We start from the raw sequence: 18,626 nt of genomic DNA, 5'->3' as shown, positions 1-18,626 counted from the left end.
TCATTCTTTCGTTTAAGTAATTCTGAATTCTATATTGATAGAAACGTTTGCTTCTTATATAAACAAAATTAAACGTATAGTTCACTTGTATGTTTTATGATATACCTATTGAAACGTTGAATAATATAGGAGGGGATATTATGTGTAGGTTTAAAAAATTAGTGATAATTAGGGATGAACTAAAAAAAGGGGAAAATACCGAAAGTCTTAATTATGCTGCAGGTAAGTGGAATTTAATTTTCTAAATATTACGGCCTTTAAGGTGTTTTTGGGGATTGAGTACAAAGAAAATCTATATAATCTTCGTGAGGAATTTGCACAATACTTTTCTACGTGTATTCCCAATGGATTAATCATTAACAAAGAAGATCTATTAAAAAATTCTATTACAGATTACTTGAATAGATCAGATTCACAATCGTCTCCAGGTATCTACTATTTTGAAGTTCAGAAAAATAGAAATAAAAAAGATGGTAGTCCAGGACAGAGAAGTCCTGAAAATAACCAAAAAGCAGTAATGTTAAGGTCAAATTTATATAGTAAATTGAATGATACTACAATTAGTTTTCGATTTTCTGAAGATTTTAAGAGATTACGTACAGACGAAGAAATACTTAAAAGGTGGGCAGTAAGAAATAAAAATTTATTTTAAAGGTTGCCTATGAAGGAGTTAAACTACTGCAAAGAGCTATATAACTTATATATTTTTACATTGTTTACAGATAGGTTATTGTTCTTTCATTGTGGGGATTGTAAAATTAATAATTAAATAGGATAAATAAACCAGTGAAAATTTGAATATTGGTTTATTTTTATGAATAAATAGCTTGAAATTAGGATTGTTATATCTAATTTTCCACAAACAGTAATGTCAAAGTGCCAAAATAAAAAAAAATTGACTAAAAAATGAGTTAAAGAGCTAGTCACATAAAGCTACTCCACATTTTAATTTTTCTTCAACATAAGCTGAGGTAATGAATTTGTATATTAAGGGAGGGATATTTTCCCTTGTGTAGCTTCATGTTTTTTGATTAAGGAAGCAGCAATATCTGTAATATTGCTGCATATAATTTGTTTTTTTATTACCACAAAAAATTGATTATACAACAGTGATTCATACACTAATTGATAGTAGAGAAATGTATATAAAGAGAAAGAAGAGATTGTAGGTATAAGGTAATTTTTTTGACATAAGAAAGGTGAACAGATGGATTTAACTAAAGGTTAAAAAAATGACAAGATGTTTAATGCTAAATTAGAACTAATAGAAAATAATTTGTGATTTTCACTTGGAAAATAAAAAGAAGAAAAGGTGCTTTAATTTTTTTTTTATGAAATTTAAAGTTAATTGAATTCATATTAGGAATTTTGATAAGAAATACAAATAGAGTGATTAGAAGGTGATTCAATGAGTATGAAGATTAAGTCTTTACCGGCACATGATGGAGATTGTTTTATTATAACTTTTGGGGAAGGCGAAGATATAAAAAATATTATTATTGATGGTGGAAGAAGAAAACCTGTGTTAAAAAGGTTAAAAGAAGAATTGCATTTTATACAAGGAAAAAATCAAAGTGTTGACTTATTAATTGTAACGCATATTGACGAAGATCATATACAAGGGATTTTAAAATTGTTTGAAGATGATAAAGTTGATAAAAGTATTTTTAAACAAGTATGGTTTAATTCTAAGGAAAATCTAACAAGTTTTTTTGATGGAGAAGAAAAACAAGATGAGAGATTATTAATTGAAGATAAAAGTAATGGAAATATTAGCTACAAACAAGGGATTTCTTTTGGGAAATTACTTCATAATCTAAATCTTACGAGCTTTAAATTGATAACAGCAGGTGAGAAATTAGAAATAGGGGGAGCTGTTATCAAGGTTTTATCTCCAGAAGAGAATGCATTAAATAGGCTACATAAAGATTGGGAAAAAGAATTTCCAAGTGAAATTATTGATGGAGAAAACGTTTCTGATAATGATTCTAGAGACTATAAAGAGTCTATTGGAAATTTAATGAAAAATAGATTCAAAGAGGATAGGGATATTGCTAATGGGAGCAGTATTGTTGTTTCAATTGAATATCAGAAGAAAAAATTGCTGATGTTAGCAGATTCGTTTCCTTCAGTGGTATTACGGAATATTTGTAAATTATATCCGGATGAAAAGGACAGAAATTTTGATTTAATTAAAATAGCACATCATGGTAGTAAATTTAACACAAATGATGAATTGTTTAATTTTATAAAATGTAAAAGGTATATAGTGAGTACTAATGGAAAAACACATGGTTTCCCGACTAAGGAAGCCTTAGCGAGAATTATTGTTTCAAGTTTTAATCATAGCGCATCTAAAACATCTATTTACTTTAATTACCCTCAAATCTTTGAATCTATGTTTTGTCAGGAAGAAATGATTAAATACAATTTTGAATGTGTAAATTTAGGGAACAATACAGACGATTTTCTGGAGGTGTAGTTTTTGGAAGTGTTTAGACAGTTAGGAGTAAGAATTGAAGGATTAGGACAAGCTAAGGGAAGTGGCTGTATATATGAATTTTGTAACGGCGAAGAGGGGATTAAATATATACTAACCGCTCAGCATTGTTTAATAGATGATCAAAATAAAAGAGAGTTTAGTAAGGAAGAGTATGCAGAAATAAAAATATTTGATTGTAATAATGAGAAATTAGAAGTCATAGCAATAAATATACCACAGGAATGTGGTTTAGATTTTGCAGTTATAAAAGTACGTACATTGAAAAATTATCAAAGTATTAAAACCTTAACTCCACGGTCTGATATGGAGTGTACATATTTTGGTTTTCCAAAATATCTTAGTAATGATAAAAATCCAGGGGAACCAATGAAAGTGAAAATTGTAGAATTGTTGGATGACGGTTATTTGACTCTACAGAATATACATGGTCATTTAGATGATGGTGAAGGGGATGCAAAGGATAATACTGTAGGATTCTCAGGTTCCGGAATTTACTTTTATGATCAAACGAATTTTTACTTAATTGGCTTATTAGTAAGGCTAAGAGGATCAAAGGGAATTCATGGGAAATTACAAGCCATAGGAATTGATATAGTTAATAATTTTTTGAAAGAGCAAAATTTATGTGAATTAATACCGTATGAATTGAGTCAATTCGAAATATATTTAAAAGAAGTTTTAGATGAACAAGATGATGACGTTAAGAGGATAATTAGAAAGCATTTTAGAGAAAAAATAATAAACATAGATCCATTATTTATATCTAAAAAATTGAACGAAAAATTATTTATACCATATAACCCAAATGGAAATCTTACGAATGTTAAATTATGGGAAGGGTGGTTAAGGGTTATTTTGTATATATGTTTATACAAAAATACAATTTTGAATGCTGATAATATAAATCAACATATATTTTTAGAGGAGGGTAGTAAAGCAAATAAGAGATTTTATTATTCTGAGGCAAAAAGAATGGCTACGTTTGTAAGGGAATTATATTCCGGAGCTTACAAAGATATACAAAATAATGACTTAATATTTGTGAACGGTGAAGCAATTAAAGGACCTCTAGCACCTACCCAAGATGTTATTCAGAACATGGTTTTACAAATAGATGATGTAATGTTTGATCAAGGAATCGATATTTTATCGGATACTGAATACAAAGAAATAAATGTTATTCATATAGATTATATTTTTGAAAAATTAGAAACAGAATTAATACAATTCATGGCATGTAAAAGAAGGCCAGTAGAGATAGAGACGAAATTTATAGATTGTTTGATAGATGTATTTAAAGTTTATGAGGATATTATGGAGTCAGAGGAAGAGGTCGAAAAAATTGAAATTGATAATTAAAGAAGATATAAAAGAGATTTTAAGTTTAGATGGAGAAAGTCAATATGATAAAGTAAAGTGTTTTCAATATATTGATGATCAAGGGAAATATAAATTTTATATTTTTACCTGTTACTATGATTTGGAGGAAGAGTTAAAAAATGATTTTAGAATTTTAAATGATATCATTGCCTATGATTTCCAAAGAAAATTGATGTTAGATATTGAAAAGTGGAATATATATATATTCTTCTTTGCAAAAGAAATAATATCGGAAGAATTAAAAAATTTAATTGAGCAAAATAAATATGCTACACGGAAAATTGTTTTTGATAATATATCTAAAGAATTATCTAATAGTGAAATCGAAAAAATAATTTTTAATAAATTATTTTTCTTGGACTTATCTCCTGAAGAAAAAGTCCAAGATCAAGGTACCAATGCTGTGCAAGACATTATTTCGAGAAAAGACCTTTTATTGATGGATTTAATTACAGAGATAAAAGAAATTGAGGGGACTAATAAAAAAGAATTTAATCAAAAAAAAGTAAAGGCTATAAAAAAATATTTGGAGATGAAAATGGATGAGTAGAAAAATAGAAAGAATAGAAATTGAGGCATTCCGGGCTTATAAGGAAAAAGAAACATTTGATATGAGTGTTGATGGACAAGTAGCAAATCTTATTGTGTTATATGCACCAAATGGTTCAGGAAAAACTTCTTTTTTTGATGCCGTAGAATGGGCGATATCAGGAGAAATAAAAAGAATTTCGGAAAATCATCGCGTAAAAGAAATAGCTGACATGGAAAAAGGACATATACTAAAAAATAAGTATAGTAATGCTTCAGTAGGAGTAATTGAAATAAAATTTTCAGACCAAGAAAGAATTAAAATTGCAACTAAAGAAATAAAAGGCAATCGTAAAACGGATTATGCAGCAGGTAATGAAATCTCTATAACTTCTCAAATTAAAACATTAAAAGATAATAAAATTGCAAAAGCTATTCAAAAGAATATTTTAACTCATGATCAGGTAGATAAATTTTTAAGATTTCAGACTTCTAGGGAAAGATATGAAGCTTTAAAAATATTTTGGGATGTTAATGATGATACAGGAGTGTTTAAAAATTTAATTATTATCTTAAATGAATTGGAAATTCAGAAGAAGGAAGTTAAAGAAAAATATGACAGTATTGTGAAAGATTTAGAGAAATTAAAGATTGATCGAGAGGTACTTAACAGAATAAATACTAGAATTTCTGAAATAAATGATTCATTTACTAATACAGATGAAAAAGGAATATATTTAATTGCTGTGGAAAGTGATGGGGTATTGGAAAATATTCTAAGCGAATGTATAAAAATAAAAACGCAGACAGATGGTTCTTTAGGTGAGGTGAAAAATAACCTTAATATAATACAGTACTTATTTAACAATTATTCCAAGAATTATCGACAGCCAAATGAATATATAAAAAATATTTATGAGCTAGAATTAAAAAAGGCAATTATTGATGAAAATAATTTAAAGACATTAACAAAGAAAGAAGAGGAAAAACAAAGAAAAGTAGTAAAGCAAAAAGATTTAGAGAGAAAGATAACAGATATTTCAGTTTTAATGGATAATTTTAAAATACTATCGGATTTAGGAAAAGAAAAGAGTAGTTTAGAAAAAAGTGAAAATAAGTTACTTATGGACAGAGAAAGTACAGGTACGAATCTAATTAAAATCGAAGAAGAATTATTTAAAAAAAATAATTTGCTAGTTGAAAAACAGCGGAATTTAAAAGTAAGCATAGAAAATATGACTGACCTAGATTTTCTGAAAGAAAAAATTAGTTCAGCGCAACAAAAAGAGGAAGTTACTAAAGAAGCCCAAAAACTTGAATTTAAAATAAACGATAAAAAAGAGTTAGTGCTTAACTATGAATTAGAGAAAAAGAAGTACATAGAAATTTTGCAAAGGGAATTGACAGCATTAATAAAAAATAATATTAGTTATACTCTATCTAATAAAGTGCAAGATAGTTACATGCGCTTAGTGCAAATTCATACTGAGATAGATGGGTTAAGTAATAAAATAGTAAACCATGAAATTAAAATTGAAGTGGCTAAAAAAATTGGAAACGATATTAGCAAAATGAAAAAAATGGCTGTTGATATATTGAATACTTCCAAAAACAATGTGTGTCCTTTATGTAATAACACCTATAAGGATTTTGATATTCTTTTAGAAAGGGTTAATCAAAATAGTGAAGAGTTAATGGAAATAAATAATTTAATAAATGAAGTTAATAGTCTAAAAAAAGAAAAGGCAATTTTACTGTTTGAGGCAGAAGAGATATATGATTGCTTTGTAGCTAGCATAAATAATGAAATTCGAATTTTGGATGACATTTTAATTGAAATGAATTCTCAAATAAAAACTGATGAGTTATCCTATTATAATGCAATGCAGAAATTAAATGAAATTGAAAAAGATATAAAACAACAAAAAATAGTACTTGAAAAGTTACAAATTAGTAATAAAGAAACAGAGATAAATAACTTATACAATGTTCATAGAGAACATAAAAAGAATTTACAAGAAGATATTGATGTAACCCAAAAAGAGTGCATATTAATAGAGGGACAAGTAAAAGAAACACAACATCAATTGAAAATCAATGATGAACTGTTGAAACAAAATAAAGTATTGATGCAAAAATTATTAAACAATCACTTATATACCACATATGTAAATGTAAGTAGTGAACTGGGTGTCAAAGAACTTAAAGATATAAAAAGCGAATATTCAAAATTAAAAATAGAACTTGAAGAAAGTAACATTGAATTAAAACATGTAAACATGGAAATTGATAATTATAAAAATAAGGTAGGAGATTTGAAACTTGCAGATGTCAAAAATGATATAAAAAACATCCAGGAAGAAGGTCAAAAGGTACAGGATGGAATTGATTTATACATTGAGAGGTTTATTAAATATTTTGGACATGAGAAAATTAGAGAAGAGATTCTAGAGCAAGAAGTATATTATTTGAAAGGTCGAATAGAAAGGTTAAGTAAGAAGGCTGAATTGCTCTTAGAGATTATAAATATATTAAGTCCATATTTAACTAATAGCATGAAGCGAGATAAGCAAAAAGAGTATAAGTTATTAAAGGATAAATTAGATTACTTTAAAACTATTATAGAAGAATTGACAGTTTTAAAGGATGAATCACATTTTTATATAAAAGAAAAGATTGAGCAAGTGTTTAATTTAAAAAGCGTTAATAAAATATTCCAAATGATTGATCCACATCCTAAAATGACAGATATAATATTTAAACTAGATGAATCTGTAAAAGATAGTTTAGGGTTAAATATTATGTGTAAGGATCATAAAAAACCAGAGAACATTGAGGCGCCTATTTTATATTTAAGCTCTGCTCAAGTCAATATACTGTCTCTTAGTATATTTTTAGCAAGTGCAATTGAGAATTCACAGGAATTTAATACAATATTAATGGATGATCCTATACAACATTTAGACGGACTTAATATTTTGTCATTTATTGATTTATTGAGAATCATTTGCTTTAGTTTAAATAAACAAATTATTTTATCCACTCATGATGAGAGATTCTTTAAGTTATTACAGAAAAAAATTGATTCGGAATATTTTCCTGTAAAATATGTAACTTTGAATAAGAGAGGAAGTATAGTTCATCAATAAAGCGTAGAATATTTTTTTATGTAGAGTTGAAATTTTAAAGGTAGTTTTATTAGGGTGGGATGTTTATTTTAAGAATATAAGCATCTCACTTTTATTTGATATCTTAAATAGAAGATAGATTCTACTTGTATAATAAATAGTTAATTGCAATGGAGATAGATTATTAAGTAAGTATATGTAGGATCAAAAGAAAAATAAAGATATTTTTGCCTATAAAGTACTTCAAAATATGAATTATTTAGTCATATGGTAATAATAAAGATGTTTAATTTTCATTTAGAAAAAAATAGTCTTACTTACACATTGAGTGTAGTAAGACTATTTTAATTTTTTTAAAACAACCTATCTGAAGTGATTTGCAATAAATGATAATAACGTTCTTTAATTTCAATCTGACCTCTTAACTAGTCTATTGGATGAAAATCTCTATTAAGATTGTATAATTTATTTGAAATTCGTGATAGTTCCTTTTTCAATTAAGTTGGATCATTAGTGATATAAGCATTGTTTGGTATTTTTAAGGAGTTTATTGTATTAAAAAACTTTATTATCTCCTAATATTTGCGTAATTAAGTTAAAATATAAGTATACTTGTCTGTAAATTATACGTGTATTTAAAATAAAGCTGACCTGATGTATCTATATAGGTACATCAGGTCAACTGATATCTAAATCAAAAGTAAAAAATTTTATTATTAAGAAAAACTAAAAAAGAGATAAGAACTTCTTTTTTACACAAAAATGAAGTTCAAAAACTATTTTATAAAGAGTGTTTTAAATTAACAACTTTTTTATAGGAGGGCTTTAGGAAAAATGAATGAGGCTACTTTTGAAGCAAGGGCCCAGAAGGCCATTAAAGAAATATTTCCTAGCTATGCGAATTTAGAGCTTACGCACCAGTTAATTTTTTCTGTGAATTTGGGGCATAAAGTTATAGATGTAAAACCAAGTGTTAAGAAACCTCGTTTAGATATACTAATTAAACAAGAGGAAAAAAATTTAGCAGTATTGGAGCTAAAAAGACCTGGACATTCATTGCGGGATGAAGACAGGGATCAAGGTGTGAGTTATGCACGTTTACTCACACCGATGCCACCCTTGGTAATCGTGTCTAACGGGAAGGAAACTCGGTTTTATGAAACAACTTCTGGAGAGCCTTTTAATACCCTGAACTCTGATGCTGAAGAATTAAAGAAACTATTTGTTCGAGCATTAGAAATTGCGGCATCACAAAAAGATCAAGCTGTTCGTATTTTATTAGGGAAAGATCCGTTAATTTGGGAGAAAGTAATTGGGGATTTGAATCGGATTAGTTTTCAAGATCATCTTGGATCTGTAGAAACCTTATCTCAACCGATTGCCAAATCTTTTAATTTACCTAGGGAAGCTACTGAACAGATTGTTGACTTAGTTAGTGGTAACAATCCTGTGATTGCTGTCACTGGAGCACCATTAGTTGGAAAAACTAACGTTTTATACGAATTATGTCAATTAAAGGGGGTTTCATTTGTCCCAATTTATATTAATGCAGAAAATTGTCAATCCGGTATCTTGCAGTATTTGGCTAATCACTTTACCAAACATTTTTTTTCTATCAATTCGATAGATGATGTTCGTTATTGGTTGCAACATGGCATTGTTAATAATCCACATCCAGCAGGGAAGATTGTAATCATTATTGATGATGTTTGTTATTCCGATGATCATCTTATCCGTGAAATTAATGAACTTATTGAGTTGTGTTCTTGTACTCGATCATGTTCGCTTGTGATTGCCTGTGATAGCAGCAATTATCACTTAATGACTCATGTCCCAGGGCGCCCAAAAAAGAAGACCTTGTTTGGGAAGAGGGCATTGAAGGTGGAAGTTAATAATTTAAGTGATGTGGAGTTCGATATGGCTAAAGAATACATAAAAAAGCATTGGTCTGCAGATTTTCACCAGGGTGCGCAATATAGTAGGGAGTTAAGAACTCCGCGGCTTCTTCGCATGATAATATCCAATTTTCCGCGAGAATTAAATATAGAAACTCGCTTATTAATTCCGAGTTTTTTGCCGTTTCGTGCCTTGAATTGGGTTTTAAGTGGATTCAGTAGCGATCGTAAGTTCATTGGTGATATGGTAAAGTTGGTAAAGGCGTTTATAGAAGAGGATAATCAAGATGTACCATCTCCTATCATAGGGGAAATGGTATCTTATGGACGCGGTCATGTTCTTTATGACAAAGCAGAAAATCTCTTAGGCGAAACTCGTATAGATCGTTTGCTTCAACAGGGACATATAGATTGGTTTACAGATAAAGAACAAAACCAGTATATTGTCCCGAAAGTACCAGAACTTTTAGCAGCATCAGCAGTAGAAGCTTTGATTAGCAAGGCAAGCGGAATGAAGTTTAAAGAGGCTATTGATTACGTTCTAAAGCAAAGCGAAAGGCTTCCTTATGGTGACTTAATTGGTGCCAACGTATTTGAACGGCTTATTCGTGAAAGGCACTTTCCGTTATATGAACTCATAGTTTACCTAATTAATAAACCACCAAAAATTGAGAAAGTACTAGAAAATTTCAATGGTGCCGTGTATTTTGACCAAACAGGTCTAGTTGCAATTCCTCGACAAATGTTGGATACATCAGAGGAAATTAGGATGTTTTCTAATCTATTTCCATGGCTAGTACTTTCACAATTGGTGACAGAGTTAATGAGGGTGGAAGATAGTGAAGATCCTTGGGAAGTGTATCGTGAGATTTTAATAGTTGTTGGGGGATATCAGAATGTCCTCAGGCGTTTTGAACCAGCTACCACTCCAGAAGATATAATGGGATATAAAACTCATGCTCTTCGATCTAAGGATGGAAAAAAAGGGGAGGTACTATGTGGTGAGGTAGGGATTATAGAGCCGATTACATATGCTATGCAACGCGGTTTTTATGATATACCTGGTGAGATGTTAAAAATCTGTCAATATGCTGTGCGAGAGAAAGATCCATTCCTCAGTCATCGTCTCCATAATGCAGCCAATAGCATGATTGATGTAGCTGACGAAAACTCTGCAAAAATCATAAAAAAGGTACTGAGAATGCTAAAGGAAGTGTACTGAATAGTGAAGAAAAGACTGAATAAAGAAGGGGATTTGGAATTTGAAAACAGGATATAAATACTTTACAAACTTGCAGATTAAAAGCACAACAGATTGTATATGTCTTTATAACTGTGATTACCCTGGGTAAGGATGAACCCCCTTAAAGAGGGACTCTTTTTTAGGAATCGCGCTTTCTATTTCATAGAATGTTTACTTACAATAAAGTTGTTTAAAACGCTTCGAAATGGTATCTATTTCATCCACTATATTATTAATTAGAACAATAAGGGATTGATTGGATTCACTGTGATTTCTAATAAATGATTTCTTAGTTTAATAAGGGAACCTTAGATTAATTAATATTTAGGTAATAAAAACACTATGCCATTTATAAAAATAGCGTAGTGTTTTTTATATTAATCACCAAAAAATATAGTTAAGCTTGAAGAAGGTTTATTAATATAAATTTAACCTCTATTCAAGTCATTTTCTTTTTATGTTTGTTAGAATTATCAGGAATTACAGATTCATATTATTGAACAATTTTTTGTAGATTGCAGATAGTATTTTCAGGATTTTTGATTGTTTTTTTACTTATTCATTTTTTATTTGTTTTTATAAAGATTGAAAAAACTTCAGTTAGATTAATTATAACTATATTTGGAGTCGTTAATATTATACTATCTGAAACATACGGAATAATATTCTGAGTATTTTTAAAAAATTATCTTGTAATTTGATTTGGTGTTTATTGTTGTATAAAGATTTTTAAGGTTGGAATTCAGCTTAGAATCCAAATAGTGTATTAGAACTAGAAATATATTGACAACTGAATTGATGAGTTTTTCATGGATATGACTGCAAGTATTCATTTGTTTGCGAGTAATCCGCTCGAATTCGCATTAAAGCTCAAGCGAGAAATATATGAACGTACACGGATTGAAAGTACGATTGGTATAGGGCCTAATTTATTATTGAGTAAAGTAGCGATGGATATTGAAGCGAAAAAGAGTAAAGATGGAATAGCACACTGGACGTATGACAATATACCCGAGAAGTTATGGAGTATTAGACCAATCAGTAAATTTTGGGGTATATCGTACAAAACTGAAATGAAATTGAATCGAAAAGGTATACATACAATTGGAGAATTAGCTCAGTATCCTTTGAAATATTTAAAGCAATCTTTCGGTGTAATAGGGGAAGAATTACATTTACATAGTAACGGGATTGATTTTAGCAGAATAGCAGAGAAATACGTTCCAGCGACAACATCTATAGCGAAAAGCCAAATATTATTACGGGATTATTCGATAGGAGAGTTCGTAGTTATTTTATTAGAGCATATAGAAGAAGTTTGTTATAGGTTGAGAAGAGAAAAGAAATATGCACAAACAATTCATTTTTCAATTGGGTATAGCAAGGAATACGGTGGGGGAATAAAAAAGGCGCATACGTTAAATCGGGCAACAAATGTAACGATGGATATTTACAATGTTTGTACATATTTTTTATATGAGCGCTATACAGGAGAACCGATTAGATCGTTAAGTGTCTCATTAACAAACCTTATTAATGAAGGTGAAGAGCAAATTTCGCTTTTCGATAACATTGTACAAAGGGAAAAAGAAATCCGATTAACGAAAGTTATGGATGAAATTCGAACACGGTTTGGTAAGAACAGTATTTTACGTGGGATTTCCTACACAAGCGTCGCAACATCAAGATATAGAAACACATTATTAGGAGGACATAAATCGTGAAGAATGCTAATATGCCAAAAGGAAGAGGGATGGTAAAGTGGCAACCGTTCGCTAGTATGCCAGAGCAATTCGCAGTTATTAAAGAAATGATACATGCGAAAACGAAAGTCACGCGTCCGATCTTAACAGAGGATGCAAAAGAAGTGCTTGAAAATAAGTTGTTATGTTCCTATTTAGGTGAGGAAGAGATTTTACTTACATATTATAAAGGTGGCTACTTATATAAAAATTACATAACAGTAGTTGATATTAATCCATTAAGAGAGGTGATTGTGTGTACTGATGCTTTTAGTACTAAGCGTACTTTTAAGTTTGTTGATGTAATTGAGATTAATTAAAGTATGTTTCTATGCAGTAGGATTATTTTTTAGCCTACTGCATAGAAAGGTCAGTTACAGTACTACACTTATACTAAAATAGCTTATCCTTAACTTCCTACTGCTTTTATCCCGCTATTTGCCGGGCAGTAAGACCCCCACCTCAAAATTCAGCGGAAGCAAAGAAGTTAGGTGGGGGTCGGGCTGCCCGTAAACGCCCGATTGGTGAAGGCTAATAATCAGTGGGGATGAACAAAACCCCCACTGATTAAAGTTTCACTTTATTACCGTTAAGGATGATACGATAATGTGGAAAAATGATGAACTCTCTAAACGATAGAATTAGTACTACCAGAAGTTAAAGGGTTTCTTGAAATTACGAATACGAGCTGTTAGGTAGTACTATATTCATTTAGAAACAGCCGTTTTAAATAATAGTAGACATAATCAAGGCAATACTTAATAACTAAAGAAAATAAGTAATTTAAACTTCAATTATGATAGGAAGGATCATTGGCTTTCTTTTTGTATGTGAGTATATAAAATGGCCAAGTGTTTCTCTTATTTCTCTTTTTAGAACATTCCATTGGTAAATATGTGCTTTTTGTAATTTGTTGATAGTTTCCACAACTAATTGATTAATTTTCTTTAAGAAATCTTCTGAATCGCGAACATATACAAACCCACGAGAAATTGTGTCTGGGCCAGAAATTATTTTTTCTTCCGTTTTACTTAAGGTGATAACTATTACAAGCATGCCATCTTCAGAAAGTTGTTTACGATCGCGCAATAAGGCGTTCCCAACATCTCCAATACCTAATCCATCTACATATATATTACCGGCAGGTATACGCCTAGTTTGCATGGCGGTTTGATTTTTAATATCAACAACATCTCCATTGCCGATAACATAAATATTATCTTTCTTGACACCAACGGATTCGGCCAATTGACGGTGATGATGTAGCATTCTAAATTCACCGTGTATTGGAATGAAATATTTAGGTTTCATTAAAGTAAGCATCAATTTTAATTCCTCTTGATATGCATGTCCAGAAACATGCATTCCCGTTGAACTTCCAGATCCATAAATAACATTTGCTCCTAATAGGAATAGGTTATCTATAATACGTGAAACATTACGTTCATTTCCTGGTATAGGGGATGCAGACAAAATGACTGTGTCACCCGGTAAAATATCAACTTGTCGATAATTTCCACTAGCCAACCGGGCCAGAGCGGCCATAGGTTCACCTTGACTACCAGTGCAAAGTATAGCGACTTTCTCGGGCTCTAGCTGGTTAATTTCATTTGCTTCAATTAACATTCCTTCAGGTATATTCAAATAGCCTTGTTCTAAGGCAACAGAGACTACATTTACCATGCTTCTTCCAAGGAGGGCAAGCTTTCTATTTGTTTTCAAAGCGGCATCTACTATTTGCTGTACACGATTCACATTAGAAGCAAAGGTAGATATAATAACTTTTCTATGAGCCTTGATAAATGCTTCTTCAATTTTTCCACCTACTAATCGCTCTGATGGAGTAAATCCAGAACGTTCGGCATTTGTACTTTCTGAGAGGAGAGCTAAAACACCGTTACTTCCGATATTAGCCATTTTGTGGATGTCTGGATATTGATTGTTTACAGGAGTTAAATCAAATTTAAAATCACCTGTATGGACTACTGTACCCTCTGGTGTATGAAAGGCAATCCCAAGGCAATCGGGAATACTATGATTAGTTTTGAAAAAGGATAAATTTATTTGTCCAAACTCAATTAAAGACTCAGAGTCAATAATAGTTAATTGTGTCGAATCTTGAAGTTTATGTTCTTTTAATTTAATACCGATTAAGCCTAAAGTTAATTTTGTTGCGTAAATTGGCACATTCAATTGCTTTAAAAAATACGGAATACCTCCAATGTGATCTTCGTGTCCGTGTGTAACAATTAAGCCTCGAATTTTATCTTTATTTTTTTGCAAATATGTAATGTCAGGAATTATTAAATCTATTCCTAATAAACTCTCATCAGGAAATTTAGAACCACAATCAATGATTACAATGTCATTTGAATATTGTATGACATACATATTCTTACCAATTTCATTAACACCACCTAAAGCAAAAATAGATAGTTTTTCATTTATTGTACTCAAATGAATATCCTCCTTTTTAAAACAAGTTTACTTGAAGCTATGTAAAGGGTTATGACCAACCATTGATAAATAATTGGTCATAATTATCTTATAGATCCATATCTTTTAATCCGGGACTATGCTCATTTGGCATTTCAGGAAGTTCTGGTACAGGAAAACCTTTTGGTGGGTCAGTTACTGTTAATGTTCCTTTGTTTCTACTTGGTGATTCACCTTGGAAAATTTCTCCCATTCTTGTTGGATCTAATCTAAAATTAAATTGTGCATTATGAAATCCCATATCTACATACTTTCTGCACTCTGGGTACTTATTAATATCATAGTTCGGCACAGGGAAAAGTTTCCCCCACTCAACACCCAATGTCTCTAATGCTTTTGCAAAGGCGTTTTGATGTGCATTATCACGTACAATTAAAAATGCAAGTGTCTCTCTAAAAGTTTGATTTGAACTCATTTCATAAATTCTAGTCTTTTGAAGTACACCTGTTGATTCAAGTACTACATTATCTAGTAAATCACTAATTAAATTTCCATGACTGTATACCCAAGATCCATTCCATGGGTTTCCAGCCGCATCCACTGGCAATGAACTTTGAGCACCTACAATAAAGTGATGTGGGTTTGCGTGCTTAACTGCCTCATCAAGAGGTGCTTTGTCAATACCAGCATTCCCTGGTGTAGGTTCACCAGCTCCATTTAATAGTTGATTAATTGTATTTTGTACAAGTTCTACATGGCTTATTTCTTCTAAAAAAACACCTCGAAGTAAATCACGATATTGCTTCTCTTTACCTCTGAAGTTTGAGCTTTGGAAGAAATATTGCATCATTGTACGCATTTCACCATAATGCCCACCTAATATTTCTTGTAGAACTTTTGCAGCAGCTGGATCTGGTTTATCTGGCTTAATAATATTAATAAGTTCTTCTTTATAATAAAACATGAAGTACACCTCTTTTTATGATAGTCAACATTGTTATGATGTCCGCGATATGGTCATTAAATACTGTAATTCATTTTTTTTCCATACGAGGGCTATCTCAAAATGCGTAGATTTAAAATAATCATTTTAGGTGTGAGAGGAAGGGGGAAGTTATGAACTTGCATTTTTTATTTAATTAAGAAAGTTATAAAGGAAAGTATGTTGTAATCAAAGTTAACTACTAGAATTTAATAAAAGAGAAGATAATTATTAGGCTAGCCCTGAGAACGTGGATTTGTTAAGTCAAACTGAAATGTATATTTGAAAAATAAAAAAAGATAAGACATGGAATCTTATCTTTATCATTAATAATAATGAATTAAAAAGGATATAGCCTCAAGGCTTCAGAATGACTTTTATACAATCATCTTCACGATTATTAAAAATTTGATAACCGTAGCTCGCTTCTTCAAGGGGAATTTTGTGTGTAATAATCTCTTTTGGATCAAATTCATTATTTGTTATTTTTTCAAATAGTTCTGGCATAAAATGAATGACAGGTGCTTGTCCCATTTTAAGATTAATATTTCTAACCCAAAATGCACCGAGTGGAAATGCATTATAGTTGCCACCATAAACGCCTGTCATTTGAACCGTTCCATATTTTCTTACTGCTTTCGTAGCGATTTGAATAGGGCCGAGGGTTCCACCTTGTAATTTTAATTTTTGTTCCAAAAACTCTAAAGGTGATTTTTTTCCATCCATTCCTACGCAATCAATGACTACATCGGCACCACCATGTGTAATTTCCTTTAAATGTTCTCCCATATCAGGAAATTTTGTAAACTCAAACACCTCAACATTGTTAATCTTTTTTGCATAATTTATTCGGTAATCTAAGTAATCGACTGCGATTACGCGCTTAGCGCCTTGCATCCAAGCAAATTTTTGTGTCATTAATCCAACAGGTCCACAACCGAGGACGATAACAGTATCACCTCGCTTGACACCTGCATTTATTACACTCCAATAGGCTGTTGGTAAAACATCTGATAAAAACAGTAGGGATTCATCTTCAAGTTCGCAGGATTCTGGTATAACAAATGGAGTGAAATTTCCAAAAGGAACTTTTAAATATTCAGCTTGTCCACCAGGATGGTTACCAAATTTTTCTGTATAACCAAAGTATCCACCAGAATCATAATGAGGATTGGAGTTGTCACATTGGCTCTCCATTTCATGTTGGCAATAGAAACAATGTCCACAAGCAACGTTAAAGGGAATCACAACACGATCGCCTTTTTTCACTTTAGTGACATCTGGCCCGACCTCTTCAACGATTCCCATTGGTTCATGGCCGATAATGTATCCTGGAGGTAAAGGCATGTTACCTTGATATAAATGTAAATCAGAACCACAAATAGCGGTTGAAGTAATTTTTACAATAATATCATCTTTTTTTTCTAATTTTGCATCATCAACTTGTTTAACCTGTACTTGGTTTGGTCCTTGATAGGTCACAGCTTTCATAATTTCATATCTCCTTTTGAATCATTTCTCAAAACATACTGTATATTTATTCTTTGGCAAAACAGAAATCTTTATTAAACGGCGGTCTATACCTAGTGTTGTTATGAAAGTACGTTATAGCAGCTTTTCTTTCTTAAGTCTTTTGTCCTATTTTAAGAAGAAAATCAACATTTATACATAATCTACTTTCCATAAAAAGGATAACTATTATTTCATAGTTCGTAGCATATTAAAAACATCGGAGGTGAAAATATGGCAAACAGTAATAGTGGAAGTCGTAATGAATTATTAGTTCGAGGAGCTGAACAAGCTCTTGATCAAATGAAATATGAAATTGCACAAGAGTTTGGTGTACAACTTGGTGCAGATGCAACAGCTCGTTCAAATGGATCTGTTGGTGGTGAAATTACAAAACGTTTAGTAGCAATGGCTGAACAACAACTTGGTGGTAGAGCTAACCGCTAAGTGAATTAGTGAAAAATATAGCAAATCTTTAAATCAATTTCTTTTGTATATTTATAAAAAATAAACCCTTATAGTAAGTGGATTCTCACTCAAAGATTATCGATAATTTTTTTTCATAATCTTTGGGTATTTTATTTGTAAACTACTTTCCTAAACAATAAACACGCAGTGTTGGAAAGGTGTTTTCCATGCATAGTAGAAAATCTTTTGCAGGAAAAAGCATACTTAAAAATTTGATTTCAATATTGAAATCAATATTCATTATGATATTTTCGAAAGGGAGGAATTTAAAAATGGGTATATTAAGTGGAAATCCTCAAAATGAGCCTTTACATTACGGAGAGGTATTTGACATTTGGAGCTATCTTCTTGCTGCACAAGGTGCCATTGCAAGTCATCAAGTATTTATGAATCATACAGGTGATGAAGACTTGAAGAAGTTTTTAGAAAGCCTAATTGAAAATGATATGAATTCGGAAATAGAAGAATTAAAGGCGCTTTTAAAAGTTAATGGGGTCGCTTTACCGCCTGCTCCTCCAGAACGACCAGTTGCATCTATTGAAGACATTCCTCCGGGAGCACGTATTAATGATGTTGAAATTGCAGCTGCTGTTTCTACAGGGTTAGCAGCTGGCCTTGTGACATGTAGTCAAGTAATGGGGAAATGTCTTCGAGAAGATGTAGGCATGCTATTCGGACAATTCCATATGAAAAAAGCGCAGGCAGGTGTAACGTTGCTACGTTTAAGTAAGAAAAAAGGCTGGGTAGTTCCACCTCCATTACATGTAAGAAATTCTGATCAAGCTTAATAAACAAAAATAAAAAGTGGCCAA

12 protein-coding genes and 1 pseudogene are annotated in these 18,626 nt (G+C 31.1%); 10 read left to right on the top strand and 3 right to left on the bottom strand.

Translation table 11 applies throughout. The annotated features are described in order from the left end of the window. The first annotated feature begins 226 nt into the window (after positions 1–226). The 8 genes and pseudogenes from MHH42_RS15540 (at position 227) to MHH42_RS15505 (ending at position 12,739) form a co-directional block, all read left to right on the top strand. Positions 227–652 (top strand): DUF6037 family protein, encoded by a 426-nt coding sequence (locus tag MHH42_RS15540; RefSeq protein WP_340893557.1) that lies wholly within the window; start codon positions 227–229, stop codon positions 650–652. Positions 653–1,408: 756 nt separating this feature from the next. Then, positions 1,409–2,482 (top strand): ComEC/Rec2 family competence protein, encoded by a 1,074-nt coding sequence (locus tag MHH42_RS15535; protein WP_340893556.1) that lies wholly within the window; start codon positions 1,409–1,411, stop codon positions 2,480–2,482. Positions 2,483–2,491: 9 nt separating this feature from the next. After that, complete coding sequence (locus tag MHH42_RS15530; RefSeq protein WP_340894747.1) at positions 2,492–3,862, top strand: ABC-three component system protein; 1,371 nt, start codon at positions 2,492–2,494, stop codon at positions 3,860–3,862. Further along, on the top strand, positions 3,846–4,433 hold the full coding sequence (locus tag MHH42_RS15525; protein WP_340893554.1) for an ABC-three component system middle component 1: 588 nt from the start codon (positions 3,846–3,848) through the stop codon (positions 4,431–4,433). The genes MHH42_RS15530 and MHH42_RS15525 overlap by 17 nt, the downstream gene beginning before the upstream one ends. Further along, entirely contained in the window at positions 4,426–7,560 is a 3,135-nt protein-coding gene (locus MHH42_RS15520) for an AAA family ATPase (protein ID WP_340893553.1), read from the top strand. Before MHH42_RS15525 ends, MHH42_RS15520 begins: the two co-directional genes overlap by 8 nt. Before the next feature lie 813 nt (positions 7,561–8,373). After that, complete coding sequence (locus MHH42_RS15515; protein WP_340893551.1) at positions 8,374–10,656, top strand: type I restriction endonuclease; 2,283 nt, start codon at positions 8,374–8,376, stop codon at positions 10,654–10,656. Between the two features lie 815 nt (positions 10,657–11,471). Further along, positions 11,472–12,401, top strand: a pseudogene (locus MHH42_RS15510) (DinB/UmuC family translesion DNA polymerase); the annotation flags it as partial. Then, positions 12,398–12,739, top strand: a complete 342-nt coding sequence (locus MHH42_RS15505) for a YolD-like family protein (RefSeq protein WP_000786245.1) — start codon at positions 12,398–12,400, stop codon at positions 12,737–12,739. The pseudogene MHH42_RS15510 and the gene MHH42_RS15505, both read left to right, overlap by 4 nt. Before the next feature lie 463 nt (positions 12,740–13,202). Here MHH42_RS15505 and MHH42_RS15500 read toward each other — a convergent pair whose 3' ends face one another. From MHH42_RS15500 to MHH42_RS15490, 3 genes are all read right to left on the bottom strand, one after another. Beyond that, complete coding sequence (locus MHH42_RS15500; protein ID WP_070173432.1) at positions 13,203–14,876, bottom strand: ribonuclease J; 1,674 nt, start codon at positions 14,874–14,876, stop codon at positions 13,203–13,205. Positions 14,877–14,964: 88 nt separating this feature from the next. Next, on the bottom strand, positions 14,965–15,819 hold the full coding sequence (locus MHH42_RS15495) for a manganese catalase family protein (protein ID WP_070173431.1): 855 nt from the start codon (positions 15,817–15,819) through the stop codon (positions 14,965–14,967). Positions 15,820–16,194: 375 nt separating this feature from the next. After that, entirely contained in the window at positions 16,195–17,328 is a 1,134-nt protein-coding gene (locus tag MHH42_RS15490; protein WP_097838142.1) for a zinc-dependent alcohol dehydrogenase, read from the bottom strand. A 252-nt stretch (positions 17,329–17,580) separates the two neighbouring features. On the opposite strand from MHH42_RS15490, the gene sasP reads away from it, so the two are divergent. Then, positions 17,581–17,793: a small acid-soluble spore protein, SasP family gene (gene sasP, locus MHH42_RS15485; protein ID WP_016108716.1), complete on the top strand. Its 213-nt coding sequence runs from the start codon at positions 17,581–17,583 to the stop codon at positions 17,791–17,793. Between the two features lie 293 nt (positions 17,794–18,086). Beyond that, positions 18,087–18,602, top strand: a complete 516-nt coding sequence (locus MHH42_RS15480; RefSeq protein WP_000512128.1) for a DUF3231 family protein — start codon at positions 18,087–18,089, stop codon at positions 18,600–18,602. Positions 18,603–18,626 lie beyond the last annotated feature (24 nt).

It is taken from the genome of Bacillus sp. FSL L8-0099, from assembly GCF_038006385.1.
In the GTDB taxonomy this organism is placed as follows: domain Bacteria; phylum Bacillota; class Bacilli; order Bacillales; family Bacillaceae_G; genus Bacillus_A; species Bacillus_A toyonensis.
Note: the sequence above shows the minus strand (reverse complement) of the source record. Positions and strands in the feature narration are given on the sequence as shown.